Consider the following 17,474-nt stretch of genomic DNA (forward strand, 5'->3'; position numbering starts at 1 on the left):
TTTGCTGGATGAATCCGCCGACGACAACACTGCATTTTACGCGTAGACGACAGAGACACTATGGGCCTTGAACTTCGACAGAACCTCAAGCTGACGCAGCAGCTGGTCATGACCCCGCAGCTGCAGCAGGCCATCAAGCTGCTTCAGCTCTCCCGATTCGAGCTCCTCGAAGCCGTTCAGCAGGAACTGCTGGAAAATCCGATGCTTGAGGAAGCGCCGCGGGAACTCTCCGAGGAGGTCGAAGCCCAGGCCCCGCCCGCCGAGCAGCGGGCCGACGTGTCCTTCGACGACGCCGAACTCATGCGCAACGCCGACTGGGAGAACTACCTCGGCGACTTTTCGAGCACGACCAAGCAGGTGCAGTTCAAGGAGACCGAGGCCCTCGAAGAGATGATGTCCTACGAGGCCAGGCTCTCGGGCAAGCCATCCCTGGAAGGGCATCTCCTGTGGCAGCTCTGCCTCTCCAACATCACCGAAGAGGAAGAGGCCATCGGCGAGGCCATCATCGGCAATCTGGACTCCCTGGGCTACCTGACGACCAGCGCCGAGGAGATCGCCTCCGAGACCCTTTCGCCCCTGGCCCTGGTCAAGTCCGTCCTGCACCGCCTGCAGCGCTTCGACCCCGTGGGCGTAGCCGCCCGTTCCCCCAAGGAGTGCCTGCTCATCCAGCTGGAGGTCCTGGGCCAGGACGACCCCATCCTCATCTCCCTGGTCGACGAGCATCTGGAGGACATCGAGAAGCGCCGCTACAAGCCGCTCCTGCGCAAGTTCAAGATCCAGATGGAGGACCTGAAGGCCTACCTGGACATCATCCAGACCCTGGACCCCATGCCCGGAGCGAGCTACGGCAGCGACAACACCGTCTTCGTCAGCCCCGACGTCTTCGTCTACGAGTACGAAGGCGATTTCGTCATCGTCATGAATGACGACGGCCTGCCCAAGCTGCAGCTCAGCCCCTACTACATGGAAGACACGAGCCTGGCCGTGAAGGGCCCGGACCGGGAGTACTTACACGACAAGATGCGCTCGGCCATGTGGCTCATGAAGAGCTTGCACCAAAGGCAGAGAACCTTGTATAAGGTGGTCGAGAGCATCGTGCGGTTTCAGCGGGCCTTCTTCGAGCACGGAGTGACCAAGCTCAAGCCCCTGATCCTCAAGGACGTGGCCGACGACATCGAGATGCACGAATCCACGGTCAGTCGCATCACCACGAGCAAGTACGTGGCCACACCGCACGGCATCTTCGAACTGAAATTTTTCTTCAATTCCGCGCTGGAGATGGACGACGGCACCCAGGTGGGCTCCGAATCCGTCAAGGCCATCATCAAGAAGATGGTCAGCGAGGAAGACCCCAAGCACCCCTACAGCGACGAGAAAATCGCAGCGGTGCTGAAGGAAACGCTGGATGTGAACATCGCCCGCCGCACGGTGGCAAAATACCGCGCCGTTCTGGGCATCGAGTCGTCATCCAAGCGCAAGCAGGTGTTTTGATATCCCACCCCGCGCCGCCCTTCGGGGAAGACGCGGGGTTGACCCTCAACTGACGAGGAGGATTCCATGAGGATAGTCTTCAACTTCAAGAACTTCGACCCTTCCGACCACCTGCGCAAGTACGCCAAGGACCGTTTCGGCAAGCTCGGCAAATTCATGGCCGGCACCCCTGACGCCGAACTGCAGGTCAACCTCGAAGTCGAGAAATTCCGCCATATCGCCGACGTCGTCCTGACCGGCAAGAACGTGCACATCTCCGCCCGCGAGGACAGCGAGGACATGTACTCCACCGTGGACATGGTGTGGGACAAGCTCGAAGCCCAGATGCGCAAGATCCGCGACAAGGACAAGAGCAAGCGCAAGGCCGGCGGCGAGACCGTGCGCATGGACGTCATCAGCTTCGACGAGGACACCACGGGCAAGCGCAGACAGAGCATCCAGCAGACCGACCACTTCGAGCCCAAACCCATGGTCGTCGAAGAGGCCGCCATGCAGCTCGGCAAGACGGAGAACGAGTTCCTCGTCTTCCTGAACGCCGAGAACGAACGCGTCAATGTCATCTACCGCCGCAAGACCGGCGACTTCGGCCTCATCGACCCTGGGGTATAAGGGCATGAAGCTTGCCGAATATCTGGACAAGGACCTGATCATTCCCGACCTTTCGGCCAGGACCAAGAAGGAGGTCCTGGCCGAACTCGTTTCGTCGCTTCCGGCCAAATTTCCCGGCGTGGACGCCAATCGCGTGGCCCAGGTGCTCATGGACCGTGAGCTGCTCGGCACCACGGGCATCGGCGACGGCATCGCCATCCCCCACGGGAAGCTGGACAGCCTCGGCCAGGTCATGGTCATCGTGGGCCGCAGCCGCGAGGGCGTCGATTTCGCCAGCCTGGACCACAAGCCGGCCACCATCTTTTTCACGGTCTTGGCCCCTTCCAACGTGGTGGGCCTGCACCTGAAGATCCTGGCCACAATCTCGCGCCTGCTCAAGGACACCGGCTTCCGTCAGGCTTTTTCCGACGCCGCCGACGGCGAAAGCCTGTGGCGGCTGCTGCAGTCCGTCTGAAAACCGCGCAGGGCACGTCACACATGGAGAAGCGCAGCGAACTCAAAAACGTCGTCATCGTCTCGGGCATGTCGGGCTCGGGCAAGAGCACGGCCCTGCGTGTCTTCGAGGACATGGGCTTCTTCTGCGTGGACGGCCTGCCGGCCCGCATGGCTCCGGCCCTGATCGAGCTGTTCTTCTCGTCCCCGTCCAAGGACTACCCGGGCCTGGCCATGGGCATGGACCTGCGCCAGCCCGACTTCGCCGGGCAGTGGCGTGAAGTGCTGCAGGACATGGAGAAGCTGTCGGTGCGCCCGACCATCCTCTTCACGGACTCCTCGGACCAGGTTCTGCTGCGCCGCTACGCCACCACGCGCCGGCCCCACCCCCTGGCCACGGGCAACCTGGGCCTGGAAGCCGCCCTGGACCGGGAGCGGGAGATTCTGGAGCCCATCCGCAACCAGGCCGACCTGGTCGTCGACACGTCCCACTACTCGGTCCACGACCTGCGCCGCGTCATCCAGGACAAGTGGGCCAGCATCGCCAGCCAGAGCCAGGGCATGCGCGTGCACCTCATCTCCTTCGGCTTCAAGTACGGGGCCCCGGCCGAGGCCGACGCGGTCATGGACCTGCGTTTCCTGCCAAACCCCTATTTCGTCGAGGACCTGCGTCCCCTGTCCGGACAGGATGAAGCCATCGCCCGCTACGTCCTGGACGGCGAACCCGGCCGGGAGTACCTGAAGAGGCTCTTGGAGTTCCTCGACTTCACCGTGCCCCTCTACGCCAGGGAAGGGCGCTACCGCCTGACCATGGCCTTCGGCTGTACCGGCGGACGCCACCGCTCCGTGGCCGTGACCGAAGCCGTGCTTGCCCACCTGAGGGCGTGCGGGTACACCGTCTCGGTGGAGCATCGACATTTCAGTCTCGGATAACGCTTTCTGGAGGAAGAATGGTTGGAGTGATTCTGGTGACCCATGGCCAGTTCGGCCAGCATCTGCTGGAGGCTGCCCAGACCATCCTGGGGCCGCAGGAACAATGCGCCCACCTGGCGGTGGAAGGCGCGGTGGACATGGCCACCCTGCTGACGGACCTGAAAAGCGCCGTCAAACGGATGGAGACGGGCGAAGGCGTGATCATCCTGACCGACATGTTCGGCGGCACGCCGTCCAACATCAGCCTGTCCCTGCTCCAGCCCGGCAAGGTCGACGTCCTGACCGGCGTCAACCTGCCCATGCTGCTGCGCATCCTCGGCATGCGCGACCAGGAGCTGACACAGTTGGCCCAGAATGCCAAAAACGCAGGCATCCAGGGCATCGTGCTCGCGGGCGAGGTGCTGACCCGCAAGATCGGCGAGGCCTAGACGTGCTCTGGTTCCGCATCGACAACCGACTGGTCCACGGTCAGGTCATCGAGGCCTGGCTGCCGCACATCAGGGCCAAGACCCTGGTGGTGGCCAACGACGACCTGGCCTCCGACGCGCTCAGGCAGGAAATCATGAGCCTGGCTGTCCCGAGCGACGTGTCCTTCGTCTGCTGCACCGTGGCCGAAACGCCCGACGTGCTGCGACGCGTCTTCAAGGGGAACGCCTCACAGCACGTCATGGTGCTGTTTTCGACCTGCGCCGACGCAAGGTCCGCGCACATGGCAGGGCTGTCCTTCTCCCAGGTCAACATCGGCAATCTGCACTACGGGCCGGGCAAGGAGCAGGTCTGCGAACATATCGCCCTGGGGCCTGACGACCGCAACTGCCTCAAGTATTTCGCGGACCACGACGTGGAAATCGACTTTCGCTGCGTGCCCACGGCCACGCCAAAGGTCAACCTATGAACCACCCGGAACCGTCATGATCACCCTGCACGACTTCACCATTCTGGCCGGAGGTGGTTTTTTTTTGCCCTGCTCTGGCTGACCCGCTTCGCCCTTGACCTGGGCTTCGTCCACCGCCCCCTCTTCGCCGCCATGCTCTGGGCGCTCCTGACCTTCAGGCTGCAGCCGGCCCTGAGCGCCGGAATCTTCTTCGAACTCCTGTGGCTCGACCTCTTCCCGGCCGGCACCTTCATCCCGCCCCACGGCCTGCTGGCCCTGACCGCCACCCTGGGCGCCCTGGCCTGCGTGCCCGAGGCGGACATGCGCCTCTCGGCCCTCATTCTGATTCTCTCCCTCCCCCTGGCCTACCTGGGCGCCTGGGTGGAACAACGCTACCGCAAACGCCAGAACCTGAGCTACAACAGGCTCATCATCTGGAACAGACGCGGCATGAACCAACCCTATACGCCGGACCGCCTTGTCTTCCAAGCCCTGGGCGAGATGTTCGCCCTGGGTTTCGCCCTCTACCTGTCCTGCACCGCGGCCCTGCTGGCAATCGTCAAACTGGTCGCCCCCTGGGTGGCCGGGGGGCCTCAGCCCACGTGGTCCATGCTCTGGATCGGGGCCTGCGCCGGGGCCGTCCTGGCGCTGCGCCTGCCCCGGGCTTACGCTCTGGCCGGCGCGAGCCTCGTGCTCGGCGTTCTACTTACGCTCTGACCCTTGACAATATCTTCACAATGTTCTCTCTTGGCAGCCGCGAATAATTGTGATATTTGGCACAAACTTATTGTTGGTCAATAAACCCTTGTAGGAGGAATACCATGTCCGTTTATGTTTTCGGTCACAAGAATCCTGATTCCGACACCATCTGCAGCGCTATCGCGCTGGCCGACCTGAAGAGCAAGCTGGGCGTGGCCTGCACCCCGGCCGCCCAGGGCGAGCTTCCCCCCGAGACCAAGTTCATCCTGGAAAAGTTCGGTGTTGCCGCTCCTGCCGTGAAGACCGCCTTTGCCGGCGAAAAGGTTTTCCTGGTCGACACCTCCGATCTGGCTCAGCTCCCCGACGACATCAAGCAGGCTGAAGTCCTGGGCATCGTCGACCACCATAAGCTGGGCGACCTGACCACTTCCAGCCCGCTCGAGTGCTGGATCTGGCCCGTGGGCTGCACCGCCACCGTCATCACCGCCATGTACAAGTACTTCGGCGTCGAGATCCCCAAGAACATCGCCGGCATCATGCTGTGCGCCATCCTGAGCGACACCGTCATCTTCAAGTCCCCGACCTGCACCCCGGCCGACAAGGAAGCCGCTGCCGAACTGGGCAAGATCGCCGGCATCGCCGACCTGGCCGCCCTGGGCATGGAAATGTTCAAGGTCAAATCCGCCGTTGAAGGCACCCCGGCCCGCGAGCTGGTCCTGCGCGACTACAAGGACTTCAACATGAACGGCACCAAGGTCGGCATCGGCCAGTTGGAAGTCGTCGACCTGTCCATCCTCGACGCCGTCAAGGGCGACCTGGCCGCCGACATCGCCAAGCTGAAGGCCGAGAAGGGCAACCACTCCGTGTTCCTGCTGCTGACCGACATCATGAAGGAAGGCTCCGAGATCCTGATCGCCTCCGACGACGCCTCCGTGGTCGAGAAGGCCTTCGGCGCCAAGCCCGTGGACGGAAAGGCCTGGCTGCCCAAGGTCATGTCCCGCAAAAAGGACGTCGTGCCCAAGTTCGAGAAGGTCTTCGCCTAAGCCGCGACCGCTTCGAAATGAAGAAGCCCGTCCAGGTTCGCCTGGGCGGGCTTTTTTTCGTTCGAGCGCACGTGCCTGCCGCAAGAAACCGCAGTAAGGCGCGGCCGCAGGGCGTTCATGCGCGGCGACGCAGATGATGAAGAGAGAACCGCGTACCTATGCGTCATTCCCGCGAAGGCGGGAATCCATGCATTTGATTGCATGGGAAGCAAGATGGATTCCCGCCTTCGCGGGAATGACACGTAGACAGGGCGTGAAGTTTGACATGACCCGAAAGCCCGAGCGGCAAATCAGGGAACGCCCATATTTCGCCTTCACATCGGGATATCGACGATAACCGCCGTGGCCTACTGCACCTTCTCCCCGGTCACTTCCTCGCGCAGCGCGTCCACCTTGCCGCGCAGGTAGGCGGCCACCAGGTCGCCCATGTCGTCGCTGCCCGAGTGTTTGAGGGCGTAGGCGCGCAGGTCTTCTTCGGCCTGCTTTTCCATGCGCTCGGATTCCATGAACATGAGAAAGACCAGGCCCATGGCGGCGTTGTTTTCCGCGGTGCCGTCGCAGAGATGCTGGATCTGCTCGTCGGGAATGGTGTCGAAGAGGCGGTCGGCGAACTCGCCGATCCATTTGGAGTAGAGTTCCGGCATGAGGTCCGGAATGAGGACGGCCAGGCGGTCGGCGGCCTCCTGGGAGACGTTGGGCATGGTCACCAGGAAATATTCCGCCAGGGCTTCGCGGCGGCGCTCCTCGGTGTTCGAGAACTTGTCGAGAATGACCAGAAAGATGTGGGCCCGCATCTGGGCTTGGGTCAGGGGCATATGTCCTCCTACACGCCGAACGGTTCGAGGCAGCGGGGGTTCTCCGCCACGGCGGCCATGACGATGCGGGCGCAGGCCTCGGCGTCGGAGCCGGCGTGGTGGTGGTTCAGGGCCAGGCCCAGGTGGCGGCAGACGTCGGGCAGCTTGGTCGGCCGCAGGTTCCACTGGTTGCGGGCCAGGTTCACGGTGCAGACGAAGGGCAGGCGCGGGGCGGGCAGGCCGGCCATGGTGCAGCAGGCCCCGAGCACGCCCTTGTCGAAGCTCGCGTTGTGGGCGGCCAGGAAATCCGCGTCCTCCAGAAAGCCGGCGTTCTCGATCCAGAAGTCCCGGAAACCCGGGCTGTCCTTGACGTCGGACCAATGGATGCCGTGCACGCCGACGCAGAACGGCGAAAAGCGGGAGCGCGGCGGCCGGATGAGCCCGTACAGGGAGTCGACGACGGCTCCGCCGCGGACCTTGGTCAGGCCCACGGCGCAGGCGCTGTCGCGGCGCGAGTCCGCGGTCTCGAAGTCGATGGCGACGAAGGTGCGGGTCATGTCAGCAGATGCGCGGCAGCTGTTCGCCCTCGAGCATGTCCATGAGGCGCGTGCCGCCAAGCGGCGTCTCCAGCACGACCTTGCCGGGGTGTTCGGCGCGCACCGTGCCGATCTGCACCGCATCGCGGCCCAGCGGGTCGGCGCGCATGACCGACAGGGCCGCCTCGGCGTGCTCCTGGGGCAGGATGCACAGGAACTTGCCCTCGTTGGCCAGATAGAGCGGGTCGAGGCCGAGGAAGGAACAACCGCCGCTGACCTCGGGCCGCACGGGGATGCTCGACTCCAGAATCCGGCACTCCACGCCCGACTGCCCGGCGATCTCGTTCAGGGTCGTGGCCACGCCGCCGCGGGTGGGGTCGCGCAGGACATGCACCTCGGGGACGGTTTCCAGCAGGCGCACGATGAGATGATTGAGGGAGGCGCAGTCCGAGAGCACGGGCGCCTCGAAGGTCAGCCCTTCGCGCTTGGACAGGATGGCCAGGCCGTGATCGCCGACGAAGCCGCTGACGAGAATGGCGTCGCCGGGGCGGGCGCGATGGCCGCTCGGGGCCTCGGGCACGAATATCTCGCCGATGCCGGTGGTGTTGATGAAGATCTTGTCCACGGCGCCCCTGGGCACGACCTTGGTGTCGCCGGTGACGACCAGCACCCCGGCTTCGCGGGCCGCCCGGCCCATGGACTCCACGATGCGCTCCAGGTCGGCCATGGGCAGCCCCTCCTCTAGGATGAACCCGCAGGTCAGGTAACGGGGCCGGGCGCCGAGCATGGCCACGTCGTTGACCGTGCCGTGCACGGCCAGGGAGCCGATGTCGCCGCCGGGAAAGAAGATTGGGTCGACGGTGAAGGTGTCGGTGCTCACGGACAAAGGCCCGCTCATCTCCAGGAACGCCGCGTCGTCCAGGCGGTCCAGGACCGCGTTGCCCAGATATTTCAGGAACAGCTCGCCGATGAGCCGATGCGAAGCCTTGCCGCCGCTGCCGTAATCCAGAAGAACCCTGTCCACTCGCTTCTCCCTTGTTGAGATGCCTATTCAAAATTCTGGCCGAAAGAAAAACCGTCGGCGACCGTCGAAAATTGATTCTGGCAAGGCGCGAGCCGGTTTTGGAAGGTGAAGTATAGCCGACTACATGAACCTTTCAAAATCGGTGAGCAACGCAGTCCAGAATCAATTTTCGGCGGTCGCCCCTAGACTTTGTACTTGTAATAGGCGGCGCACGACCCCTCGGTCGAGACCATGCACGGCCCCACGGGTGCGGCCGGGGTGCAGGCCTTGCCGAAGAGCGGGCACCCGTCGGGCGAGAGCTTGCCCTTGAGCACGTCGCCGCAACGGCAGCCCTTGATGGCCGGGACATCCCTGAGCTCCATGCCGAAGACGCGCATGGCGTCGAAGGCCGCGTACTCCTCGCGCACGGTCAGGCCGCTGCCCGGGATGAGGCCGATGCCGCGCCACAGGGCGTCGGCCGGCTCGAAGACCTCGTGCATGATCGACACGGCCTTGGGGTTGCCGGCGTCGGACACGACACGGGTGTAGGCGTTGACCACTTCGGCCCGCCCTTCATTGCGCATGGTCACGAAGAGGTGCAGGGCCTGCAGGATGTCCACGGGCTCGAAGCCGGCCACGACCGATGGCAGGCCGTGCTTCTCGGCCAGAAAGCGGTAGGGCTCCACGCCGATGATGGCCGAAACGTGGCCCGGCAGCAGAAAGGCCTGGACCTTGAGCTCCGGGTCGCCCACCAGGGCGTCCAGGGCCGGCGGCACCAGCTTGTGGAAGCAGAGCACGGAAAAATTGGTGATGCCCTGATCGCGCGCCACCTTGACCGTGGCCGCGATAGCCGGGGCCGTGGTCTCGAAACCCACGCCCAGGAACACGACCTTGTCGCCGGGGTTGTCCTGGGCCAGCTTCAGGGCGTCGAAGGGCGAATAGACGACCTTGACCCGGGCGCCTTCGGCCTGGGCGCTCTTGAGGCTCTTCTTGTCCGGGCCGGGCACGCGCATGAGGTCGCCGAAGGTGGCGATGATGGCGTTTTTGCCGGCCAGTTCCAGAAACGCGGCCACCTCGCTGTCGTGGGTCACGCAGACCGGGCAGCCTGGGCCCGAGAGGTGCACGACCTTGTCCGAAAGCAGGGAACGCACGCCGCTGCGGAAGATGGAGACCGTATGGGTCCCGCAGACCTCCATGAAGCGCAGTTCGCCGTCCAGTTCCTTGTGGATGCGGTCCAGCAGGGCCTTGCACAGTTCCGGGTCCTTGAAGTTGTCAAATAAGCTCAACGTTCAGCCCTTCCTCGAAAAGTTTCAGGGTGGCGACGGCTTCCTCCCGGTCCAGCCGGGTCAAGGCGAAGCCGGCGTGGACGATGACGAAATCGCCCACTTCCGGAGATTCGGAAATCAGATCCAGCCGGACCGTCTGGCGCGTCCCGCCGACCTGCACCTCGGCGCTTCGGCCGTCGATCGTCAATACTTCCATTGGAATAGCCAGGCACATGGGGCACATCTCCCGCTTTGCTTTTTGTCACCGCTGTTGCTAAATCCCTGCCTGTTCCGTGTCAATGAACACTTCCCGCGCCCGCTCCAAACCCCAAGGCCCGCAGCATGAACGATCTCCCACCTACCCCCATCTCCGACCACGCCGGAGGGCATATTCCCTCGGATGCGGAGTGCCGCGTATGGTGGGACGAGTACGGCATGTACGACCATATCAAGATGCACAGCGAACTGGTCGCCGCAGTGGCCACGTCCCTGGCGGAAATGGCCGCCGACAAGGGACTGGGCAACCCCGACGGGCTCTCCCGTGACGACTTCGTGCAGTCCGTACGCGCCGCTGGCCTGCTGCACGACCTGGGCAAGACGTGGTCCATCGTCCACGGCGGCAACCACAGCCAACTCGGCGCGGCCTGGACCATGGAACTGACGCGCAACCCGCGCATCGCCCAGGGCGTCGTCCACCACGTGCACTGGCCGGGAGAACTCGACGCGGAGAATTTTTTCCTGCCTCTGGCCGTCATCTACGCCGACAAACGGGTCAAGCACGACAAGATCGTCAACCTGCACGAACGCTTCGAGGACCTCTTCGCCCGCTACGGACATACGGAGCGCAGCCGCGCCCTGGTCCGGCGCGCCCACGACCAGGGCAAGGCCATCGAACACCTCTTCAGCACCATTCTCGGAGAAGAAATCCATGAATATCCTTTTGATCGCCGGCGGCTGGTCCGGTGAACGCGAGGTGGCCTTAAGCGGCGCCCGCCAGATCGAAAAGGGCCTGACCGCCCTGGGCCACACCGTCACCCTCTTCGACCCGGCCCGAGACCTGCGCGGCCTCTACGCCGCAACCCAAGGGCACGACTTCGCCTTCATCAACCTGCACGGTTCGCCCGGCGAGGACGGACTCATCCAGTGCCTGCTGGAGCGCATCGGCATGCCCTTCCAGGGCTCGGACGCCCGTTCGTCGCTCCTGGCCCTGAACAAGGCCGTGGCCAAGCAGATCTTCGAGGCCGCCGGGCTGGACACCCCGCAGTGGGAGTTCGTCCCGGCCTGCCACGTCAATGAATGGCGCCCCCTGCTGCCCTTCCCCATCGTGGTCAAGCCCAACACCGGCGGCTCCAGCCTGGGCGTGGGCATCATCGGCGACGAAGAGGAGCTCGACGCCTACCTCGCCACGCCGGAGATCGCAGGCCAGGACCTGCTGGCCGAGGTGCTGATCCGCGGCCAGGAACTGACCTGCGGCGTGCTCGACGGCGAGACGCTGCCGCCCATCCTCATCCGCCCCAAACGCGGGGAGTTCTTCGACTACGACAGCAAGTACCTGCCCGGCGCCACCGAGGAGATCTGCCCGGCGCCCGTGTCGGACGAGCTGACGGCGCGCCTGCAGTCCATGGCCCGCGCCGCCCACGACGCCCTGGGCCTGTCCGACTACAGCCGGACGGATTTCATGCTCGCGGCCGACGGCACGCCGTACCTGCTGGAGGTCAACACCCTGCCCGGCATGACGGCCACGAGCCTGCTGCCCCAGGAAGCCCAGGCCGTGGGCCTGTCCTTCGAACAGCTCCTGGCGCGGCTCATCGAGCTGGGCCTGCGCAAGAAACGCTGATGCCCCTGGCCCGGAACCTGATGCCCGCCGCCGCGCGGCGCGCCTTGAGCGCCCTGTATGCCCTGCTGTGGTGCTCGGCCGGGCCCCTTCTGTTCCTTTCGCCCAGGATGCGCCAGTGCTGGCGTCAGCGCCTCGGCTTCGGCCGCCCCGCGCCCTGCGACGTCTGGGTCCAGGGGGCCTCGGCAGGGGAGTGCGCTCTGGTGGCGAGCCTACTGGAACATCTGCCAGGCGTCCGGGTCCTGGCCACGTCCTGCACCAGCCAGGGCCTCGACGTGCTGCGCAAGGCGAACGCGTCAGGCCTGCAGGCCCGCATGCTGCCCCTGGACCTGCCGTGGCTCATGGGTCGGATGCTGGACCGGGTCCGGCCCCAGGCCGTGGTGCTGCTGGAAACGGAGATCTGGCCCGGCCTGCTCATGGCCTGCGCGGACCGCAAGGTGCCCGTGATCGTCGTCAACGCGCGCATGACGCCCAAGTCCCTGGCCGGCTACCTGTTTTTGCGCCCGTGGCTGCGTTCCTTCGCCCCGACGGCGGTCGGCGCCATCGCCCCGGCCGACGCCCGACGCTTCGGGCTGGTCTTCGGTTCCGGGCGGACGAGCGTGACCGGGAACATCAAGTTCGACCGGGCCATGAACGCGCCCTTCCTCTCGCGCCCCGACAACCCCCTGGCGGCCTTCGTGCCCGAGGATCGCTCATTTCTCGTTCTCGGGTCCGTACGCGAGCAGGAGGAGACCGCCGTTCTCTACCTCATGGAGCGCCTGCATGCCGCAGACACGCAGTGCGTCATCGGCCTGTTCCCGCGCCACATGCACCGCATCTCCGCCTGGGAAGCGCTGTTGACCAAGGCCCGCGTTCCCTGGACCCGCCGCAGCGCCCTGACTGGCCCGGCCGCGCCGGGCGTCATCCTCTGGGACGCCTTCGGGGAGCTCGGACAGGCCTATGCCCTGGCCCGGCGCGCCTTTGTCGGCGGCAGCCTGGCCCGGCTCGGCGGCCAGAATTTTCTGGAGCCACTGGCCCAGGGCGTGCTGCCCTGCGTCGGCCCCCACACCCGCAATTTCGACTGGGTGGGCGGCGAAATCTTTGGCGACCTGGTTTTCCGCAGCCCGGACGTGGCCGAACTGACCCGCTTCCTGCTCGAACCCGCCCCCCCCAGGGACACGGTCCGGGCCAAAGCCCTGGACTACGTGCGTGCGCGCCAGGGCGCCTCGGCCGCGTCCGCCGCCCTCGTCGCGCCATTTCTTTCACGGAGGGATCATGACTGACGTCTACGCCATCATCCCGGCCAGGTACGAAAGCTCGCGCTTTCCGGGCAAGCCCCTGGCCCTCATCCACGACAAACCCATGTTCTGGCACGTCATGCACCGCGCGTCCCTCTGCCCGCTGGTCGGGACCGTGGCCCTGGCCACGGACGACGAGCGCATCCTGAGGGCCGCCCGGGACCTCGGCATGAAGGCCCTCATGACCGGCCGCGACCACGCCAGCGGCACGGACCGCGTGCTGGAAGCGGCCCGGATGCTCGGCGCGTCGCCGGACAGCGTCGTCGTCAACGTCCAGGGCGACGAGCCGGCCCTGAACCCCGAGATGCTGACCGAGCTGATCCGGCCCTTCGAGGACCCGCTCATGCAGGTCACCACCCTCGGGCACGTCATCGACGCCGAGGCGGCCCAGTCTCCGGACCGGGTCAAGATCGTGCGCGCGGCCGACGGCCGGGCCCTCTACTTTTCGCGCGCGCCCGTGCCCTTCGGCCGCGACAACCAGCCGGAATATCTGGGGCACATCGGCCTGTACGGGCTGCGCATGCGCATCCTTGAAAAATTCAGCGCTTTGGGCGAGAGTCCGCTGGAGCGGCTGGAAAAGCTGGAACAGCTCCGCCTGCTCGAAGCCGGCATCCCCATCCATGTGGCCCTCACGCGGCACGCAAGCCACGGCGTGGACCGCCCCGAAGATCTGCAAACAGTCAGCGCACTCATGCGAGGAGAAGAGTATATATGAAAGCGATTCTGGCCCTTGAGGACGGCACCTGGTTCGCCGGGCAGTCCTTCACCGGCCCCGGCGAGGCCGGCGGCGAAGTCATCTTCAACACCGGCATGTCCGGCTACCAGGAAATCCTGACGGACCCGTCCTACTACGGGCAGATGGTCTGCATGACCTACCCGCTCATCGGCAACTACGGCGTGAACCTGGAGGACGTGGAGTCCTCGCGCGTCCACTGCCCGGCCTTCATCGTCAAGGAGTGCTGCAAGAAGCCGTCGAACTGGCGCGCCACCGAGAGCCTGCCGGACTACCTCGTGCGCCACGGCGTCATGGGCCTGGAAGGCATCGACACCCGCGCCCTGACCCGCCACCTGCGCATCAACGGCGCCATGCGCGGCATCATTTCGACCGAAGACCTGACGCCCGAGGAGCTCGTGGCCAAGGCCAAGGCCCTTCCGTCCATGGAAGGCGCCAACCTGATCGATTTCGTGGCCCCCAAGGAGCCCTACTACTGGACCGGCACCGAACCGGCCCCGGCGAAGATGGACGGCGATCTGCCCCTGTGGCCCGAAGGTTCCGAAGGCACCGTGCGCGTGGTCGTCTACGACTACGGCATCAAGTGGAACATCCTGCGCCTGCTGGCTGCCGAAGGCCTGACCATCCTGGCCGTGCCCCCGAAATTTCCGGCGGCGCTCGTCAAAAAATTGTCCCCGAGCGGCGTCTTCCTCTCCAACGGCCCCGGCGACCCGGCAACCCTCAAAGACGAGATCGCCATCATCAAGGAGCTGTGCGAGCACTTCCCCGTGGGCGGCATCTGCCTCGGCCACCAGCTCCTGGGCATCGCCCTGGGCGGCACGAGCTTCAAGCTGAAGTTCGGCCACCACGGCATCAACCATCCGGTACAGGACGACATAACCCAAAAGATCGAAATTTCTTCACAAAACCACGGTTTTTGCGTAGACATATCGAGTCTCGATTTTCTGGAGCAGACGCATCTCAACCTGAACGATCGGACCCTGGAAGGTTTTCGGCACCGGACCAAGCCTATTTTCAGCGTGCAGCACCACCCCGAGGCGGGCCCCGGCCCCCACGACAGCCAGTACTTCTTCGCACGCTTCCGGCGCATGCTGGAGACCGGCAAGGTTCAATAACCCCAGACCGCGCACCACGCGCAAGGAGCGCCCATGTCGGCAGAGATTCTCAAGGCGAAGAAACAGCTTGGAGAAACCAGCATGCTGCTGAAACAGGGAAAGCTCCTTGCGGCCGTGGCCAACCTGCACGAGGCCGTTGGCTTCATCCTCAAGGCCTCGCTCATGAAACACGAGTTGCAGGCCTTCACCGAAGCCCTGGACAGGGCGGCCTACAGCCTGGCCAACGACCGCGAACTCAAAAAAATCTATCCACTACAGATCAGCTACAAGCCGGGCGAGGAGAAGGAACTTCTTGCCAGCCTTTACGCCTTGCTGGCCTTCCTCCAGGAAAATCTTGCCGAAGAGGCCAACACCCACCTGGCCGCCCTGGCCGAATACCGCCGCAAGCAGCTCGAACTGGCCAGGAAGCACCTGCAGGAAGACGACCCCGCCAAGGCGAAGCAGGTTTGCGACCGCCTCATCGACGCGGCCCGCACGGACACGGAACTCAAGGTCACCGTGGCCGACATGTTCCTGGAATTCGGCAGATACGACGAGGCCCTCGAATACCTGAAATCCGCCTACGCCGACAATCCGGACTCGGCCCACATCTTCAACAAGCTCGGCATGGTCCTGCGCAAGTCCGGCCGCCTCGAAGAGGCCGAGAAATTCTACATCCAGGCCCTGGAGCGCCAGACCAAGGACGAGGCCATCTACTTCAACCTCGGCCGCGTCTACCTCGACCAGAAACGCTGGAAAAACGCCATCGCCGCCGCCGACCGCGCCCTGGCCATCAACGCGGAGTTTGCCGAGGCGCGGAAGATGAAGTTGTACGCGACAAAACAGATGGGGGGATGAGCGGCGCAACCATGCTCACCGAAAAGCAGTACACCACGCTCGTCGTCCCGCGCGAGTACCTCTGGTGGGATATCGCGAACAAACGTCATTTATCCCTGGAAAGCGTGGTCGAAGGCATCCTGACCAAAGGCGACCTCGATGACGTCAAATGCCTGCTGGCCGAGGTCGGCATTCATGAAGTCCGCAGCATCTTCGAACGCCAGATCGGCAAAGAACGCTGCAATTACCGCCCGCCCACCATCAACTACTTCTCGCTCTATTTTGCCCGCCATGCATGAAGAGATTCTGAGTGCGGCCCAAGCGACACTGGCCGAGACAGTCTTGGCCGATTTCCCGAATTTCTATCTCTGCGGCGGAACCGCGCTGGCCCTGCAGATCGGACATCGAAAATCCATCGACTTCGATTTGGCCACTTCCGCAGAAATCAAACCGGAAGCAATCCTGCGTTCCCTCCAACGCAAAGGACTCGTCCCTGAACACACACTGACGGCAACGAGCGACGAACTCACCATCATTGTCCAAGGCGTCAAACTGACATTCTTTTCCTTCCCGTTCCCTGTTCGTGGAACCGTCGAATGGCCCCGCGCAAGAATCTCAATGCCTGCCATACTTACCATCGGAGCAATGAAAGCCTACGCGCTGGGCCGCAGAAGCAAGTGGAAGGATTACGTGGACCTCTATTTTCTGCTCCGCAACCACGCCACCCTTCCCGAACTCATCCAGGCCGCCAGAACGATCTTCCGCGGCGCCTTCAACGCGAAGCTCTTTCTGGAGCAGCTCTGCTATTTCGATGACGTGGACCTGACCGAGCAGGTCGAGTTCGTGCATGAAGTCGTTCCGGATGCGACAATCAAGGAATGGCTGATCCGGCAGGCGATGTCCGTATAACAAGGACTTACCTGCAACCTATTAATTCCTCGACAACGCGCCCCTCCCCGACAAGCCCATTGGCACGCCAAGTGCTTTCCGCTTTCAGACAGCCCCAGGCTGCGGAAATTTTGACACCTCTTGCCAGGAAGGCGGGAAAGACATGCACTTACGAAAACGCGTCCTCGTAACTGGCGGATCCGGTTTTTTAGGATCCCACCTCTGCGAACGTCTGCTCCAAGAAGACTGCGAAGTCATATGCGTGGACAACTTCTTCACCAGCTCAAAGCAGAACATCGAGCACCTCCTCCCCAACCCCCGCTTCGAAGTCATCCGCCACGACATCACCTTCCCGCTGTACGTCGAGGTGGATGAAATCTACAACCTGGCCTGCCCCGCCTCGCCCATCCACTACCAGTTCGACCCGGTACAGACGATCAAGACATGCGTGCACGGGGCCATCAACATGCTGGGACTGGCGAAACGGTTGAGGATTCCGATCTTCCAAGCCTCGACTTCGGAAGTGTACGGCGACCCGGAAGTGCACCCGCAGCCGGAGTCGTATTGGGGGAACGTGAACCCGATAGGATACCGCTCATGCTATGACGAGGGGAAGCGTTGCGCAGAATCATTATTTTTTGCCTACCAGAGACAACACGGCTTGGCTGTTAAGGTTGGCCGCATCTTCAACACATACGGTCCTCGCATGCATCCCAATGACGGTCGAGTGGTTTCAAATTTCATCATGCAGGCAATTCAGGGAAAACCAATCACCGTTTATGGGGATGGATCACAAACAAGAGCGTTCTGCTATGTAGATGATCTGATCGAATTGATGATACGTTTCATGCGAAATGATCACAATTTCTGCGGTCCGCTCAATATGGGCAACCCCAATGACTTTACAATACTCGAACTTGCCCAAAAAATCATCAAATTAACGGGCAGCAGATCACATATATCATTTGAACCACTTCCAAACGACGATCCAAGTCAGCGTAAGCCTGACATCGCCATCGCGTATTCAAAATATAAATGGGAACCACAAACTCAATTGAATGAAGGGCTATTGCAAACTTTGAATTATTTCAATAAATTCATATAACAATCTATAAATATAAAAATTATATAT

At 63.3% G+C, this 17,474-nt stretch carries 22 protein-coding genes; 17 read left to right on the forward strand and 5 right to left on the reverse strand.

What is annotated here, in order from left to right; translation table 11 throughout:
* Positions 1-60: 60 nt before the first annotated feature.
* The 8 genes from rpoN to ACYQ3G_RS16375 all read left to right on the forward strand — a co-directional run bounded on the left by rpoN (position 61) and on the right by ACYQ3G_RS16375 (position 6,081).
* On the forward strand, positions 61-1,491 hold the full coding sequence (gene rpoN, locus ACYQ3G_RS16340; protein WP_459827542.1) for an RNA polymerase factor sigma-54: 1,431 nt from the start codon (positions 61-63) through the stop codon (positions 1,489-1,491).
* A gap of 66 nt (positions 1,492-1,557) precedes the next feature.
* Positions 1,558-2,100, forward strand: coding sequence for a ribosome hibernation-promoting factor, HPF/YfiA family (hpf, locus tag ACYQ3G_RS16345; protein WP_459827545.1), 543 nt, complete (start codon positions 1,558-1,560; stop codon positions 2,098-2,100).
* 4 nt (positions 2,101-2,104) lie between these two features.
* A complete protein-coding gene (locus tag ACYQ3G_RS16350) occupies positions 2,105-2,554 on the forward strand; it encodes a PTS sugar transporter subunit IIA (protein WP_028578428.1) in 450 nt (149 codons plus the stop codon).
* Between the two features lie 23 nt (positions 2,555-2,577).
* On the forward strand, positions 2,578-3,465 hold the full coding sequence (gene rapZ, locus ACYQ3G_RS16355) for an RNase adapter RapZ (protein ID WP_459827549.1): 888 nt from the start codon (positions 2,578-2,580) through the stop codon (positions 3,463-3,465).
* Positions 3,466-3,482: 17 nt separating this feature from the next.
* A complete protein-coding gene (locus ACYQ3G_RS16360; protein WP_028578426.1) occupies positions 3,483-3,893 on the forward strand; it encodes a PTS sugar transporter subunit IIA in 411 nt (136 codons plus the stop codon).
* 2 nt (positions 3,894-3,895) lie between these two features.
* Entirely contained in the window at positions 3,896-4,360 is a 465-nt protein-coding gene (locus tag ACYQ3G_RS16365) for a PTS sugar transporter subunit IIB (protein WP_459827552.1), read from the forward strand.
* Between the two features lie 132 nt (positions 4,361-4,492).
* Entirely contained in the window at positions 4,493-5,056 is a 564-nt protein-coding gene (locus tag ACYQ3G_RS16370; protein ID WP_459827554.1) for a hypothetical protein, read from the forward strand.
* 104 nt (positions 5,057-5,160) lie between these two features.
* Complete coding sequence (locus ACYQ3G_RS16375) at positions 5,161-6,081, forward strand: manganese-dependent inorganic pyrophosphatase (protein ID WP_028578423.1); 921 nt, start codon at positions 5,161-5,163, stop codon at positions 6,079-6,081.
* Between the two features lie 347 nt (positions 6,082-6,428).
* On the opposite strand, the gene ACYQ3G_RS16380 is transcribed toward ACYQ3G_RS16375, so the two are convergent.
* From ACYQ3G_RS16380 to ACYQ3G_RS16400, 5 genes are all read right to left on the reverse strand, one after another.
* On the reverse strand, positions 6,429-6,896 hold the full coding sequence (locus ACYQ3G_RS16380; RefSeq protein WP_459827557.1) for a hypothetical protein: 468 nt from the start codon (positions 6,894-6,896) through the stop codon (positions 6,429-6,431).
* A gap of 8 nt (positions 6,897-6,904) precedes the next feature.
* The gene (locus tag ACYQ3G_RS16385) at positions 6,905-7,432 is read right to left on the reverse strand and encodes a 3'-5' exonuclease (RefSeq protein ID WP_459827560.1); all 528 of its coding nucleotides are present in this window, start codon (positions 7,430-7,432) and stop codon (positions 6,905-6,907) included.
* Between the two features lies 1 nt (position 7,433).
* Positions 7,434-8,435, reverse strand: a complete 1,002-nt coding sequence (gene hypE / locus ACYQ3G_RS16390; RefSeq protein ID WP_459827563.1) for a hydrogenase expression/formation protein HypE — start codon at positions 8,433-8,435, stop codon at positions 7,434-7,436.
* A gap of 182 nt (positions 8,436-8,617) precedes the next feature.
* Positions 8,618-9,700 carry a hydrogenase formation protein HypD gene (gene hypD / locus ACYQ3G_RS16395; protein WP_459827566.1) on the reverse strand — a complete coding sequence of 361 codons (1,083 nt, stop codon included), beginning with the start codon at positions 9,698-9,700 and terminating at the stop codon, positions 8,618-8,620.
* The gene (locus tag ACYQ3G_RS16400) at positions 9,687-9,914 is read right to left on the reverse strand and encodes a HypC/HybG/HupF family hydrogenase formation chaperone (protein WP_028578418.1); all 228 of its coding nucleotides are present in this window, start codon (positions 9,912-9,914) and stop codon (positions 9,687-9,689) included. Before ACYQ3G_RS16400 ends, hypD begins: the two co-directional genes overlap by 14 nt.
* Positions 9,915-10,021: 107 nt before the next feature.
* On the opposite strand from ACYQ3G_RS16400, the gene ACYQ3G_RS16405 reads away from it, so the two are divergent.
* The 9 genes from ACYQ3G_RS16405 to ACYQ3G_RS16445 all read left to right on the forward strand — a co-directional run bounded on the left by ACYQ3G_RS16405 (position 10,022) and on the right by ACYQ3G_RS16445 (position 17,447).
* Positions 10,022-10,645 (forward strand): HD domain-containing protein, encoded by a 624-nt coding sequence (locus ACYQ3G_RS16405; RefSeq protein ID WP_459827568.1) that lies wholly within the window; start codon positions 10,022-10,024, stop codon positions 10,643-10,645.
* Positions 10,608-11,516 carry a D-alanine--D-alanine ligase family protein gene (locus tag ACYQ3G_RS16410; protein ID WP_459827570.1) on the forward strand — a complete coding sequence of 303 codons (909 nt, stop codon included), beginning with the start codon at positions 10,608-10,610 and terminating at the stop codon, positions 11,514-11,516. The genes ACYQ3G_RS16405 and ACYQ3G_RS16410 overlap by 38 nt, the downstream gene beginning before the upstream one ends.
* Positions 11,516-12,775 carry a 3-deoxy-D-manno-octulosonic acid transferase gene (locus ACYQ3G_RS16415; protein WP_459827573.1) on the forward strand — a complete coding sequence of 420 codons (1,260 nt, stop codon included), beginning with the start codon at positions 11,516-11,518 and terminating at the stop codon, positions 12,773-12,775. Before ACYQ3G_RS16410 ends, ACYQ3G_RS16415 begins: the two co-directional genes overlap by 1 nt.
* Positions 12,768-13,505: a 3-deoxy-manno-octulosonate cytidylyltransferase gene (gene kdsB / locus ACYQ3G_RS16420; protein WP_459827576.1), complete on the forward strand. Its 738-nt coding sequence runs from the start codon at positions 12,768-12,770 to the stop codon at positions 13,503-13,505. Before ACYQ3G_RS16415 ends, kdsB begins: the two co-directional genes overlap by 8 nt.
* Positions 13,502-14,638: a glutamine-hydrolyzing carbamoyl-phosphate synthase small subunit gene (gene carA, locus ACYQ3G_RS16425; protein WP_459827578.1), complete on the forward strand. Its 1,137-nt coding sequence runs from the start codon at positions 13,502-13,504 to the stop codon at positions 14,636-14,638. The genes kdsB and carA overlap by 4 nt, the downstream gene beginning before the upstream one ends.
* Positions 14,639-14,671: 33 nt before the next feature.
* Positions 14,672-15,475, forward strand: a complete 804-nt coding sequence (locus ACYQ3G_RS16430) for a tetratricopeptide repeat protein (RefSeq protein ID WP_459827581.1) — start codon at positions 14,672-14,674, stop codon at positions 15,473-15,475.
* A gap of 11 nt (positions 15,476-15,486) precedes the next feature.
* The gene (locus ACYQ3G_RS16435) at positions 15,487-15,753 is read left to right on the forward strand and encodes a hypothetical protein (protein ID WP_459827584.1); all 267 of its coding nucleotides are present in this window, start codon (positions 15,487-15,489) and stop codon (positions 15,751-15,753) included.
* A gap of 43 nt (positions 15,754-15,796) precedes the next feature.
* Positions 15,797-16,363 (forward strand): nucleotidyl transferase AbiEii/AbiGii toxin family protein, encoded by a 567-nt coding sequence (locus ACYQ3G_RS16440; RefSeq protein WP_459827587.1) that lies wholly within the window; start codon positions 15,797-15,799, stop codon positions 16,361-16,363.
* 142 nt (positions 16,364-16,505) lie between these two features.
* Positions 16,506-17,447 (forward strand): UDP-glucuronic acid decarboxylase family protein, encoded by a 942-nt coding sequence (locus tag ACYQ3G_RS16445; RefSeq protein ID WP_459827590.1) that lies wholly within the window; start codon positions 16,506-16,508, stop codon positions 17,445-17,447.
* Positions 17,448-17,474 lie beyond the last annotated feature (27 nt).

The organism is Desulfomicrobium salsuginis (genome assembly GCF_054657795.1).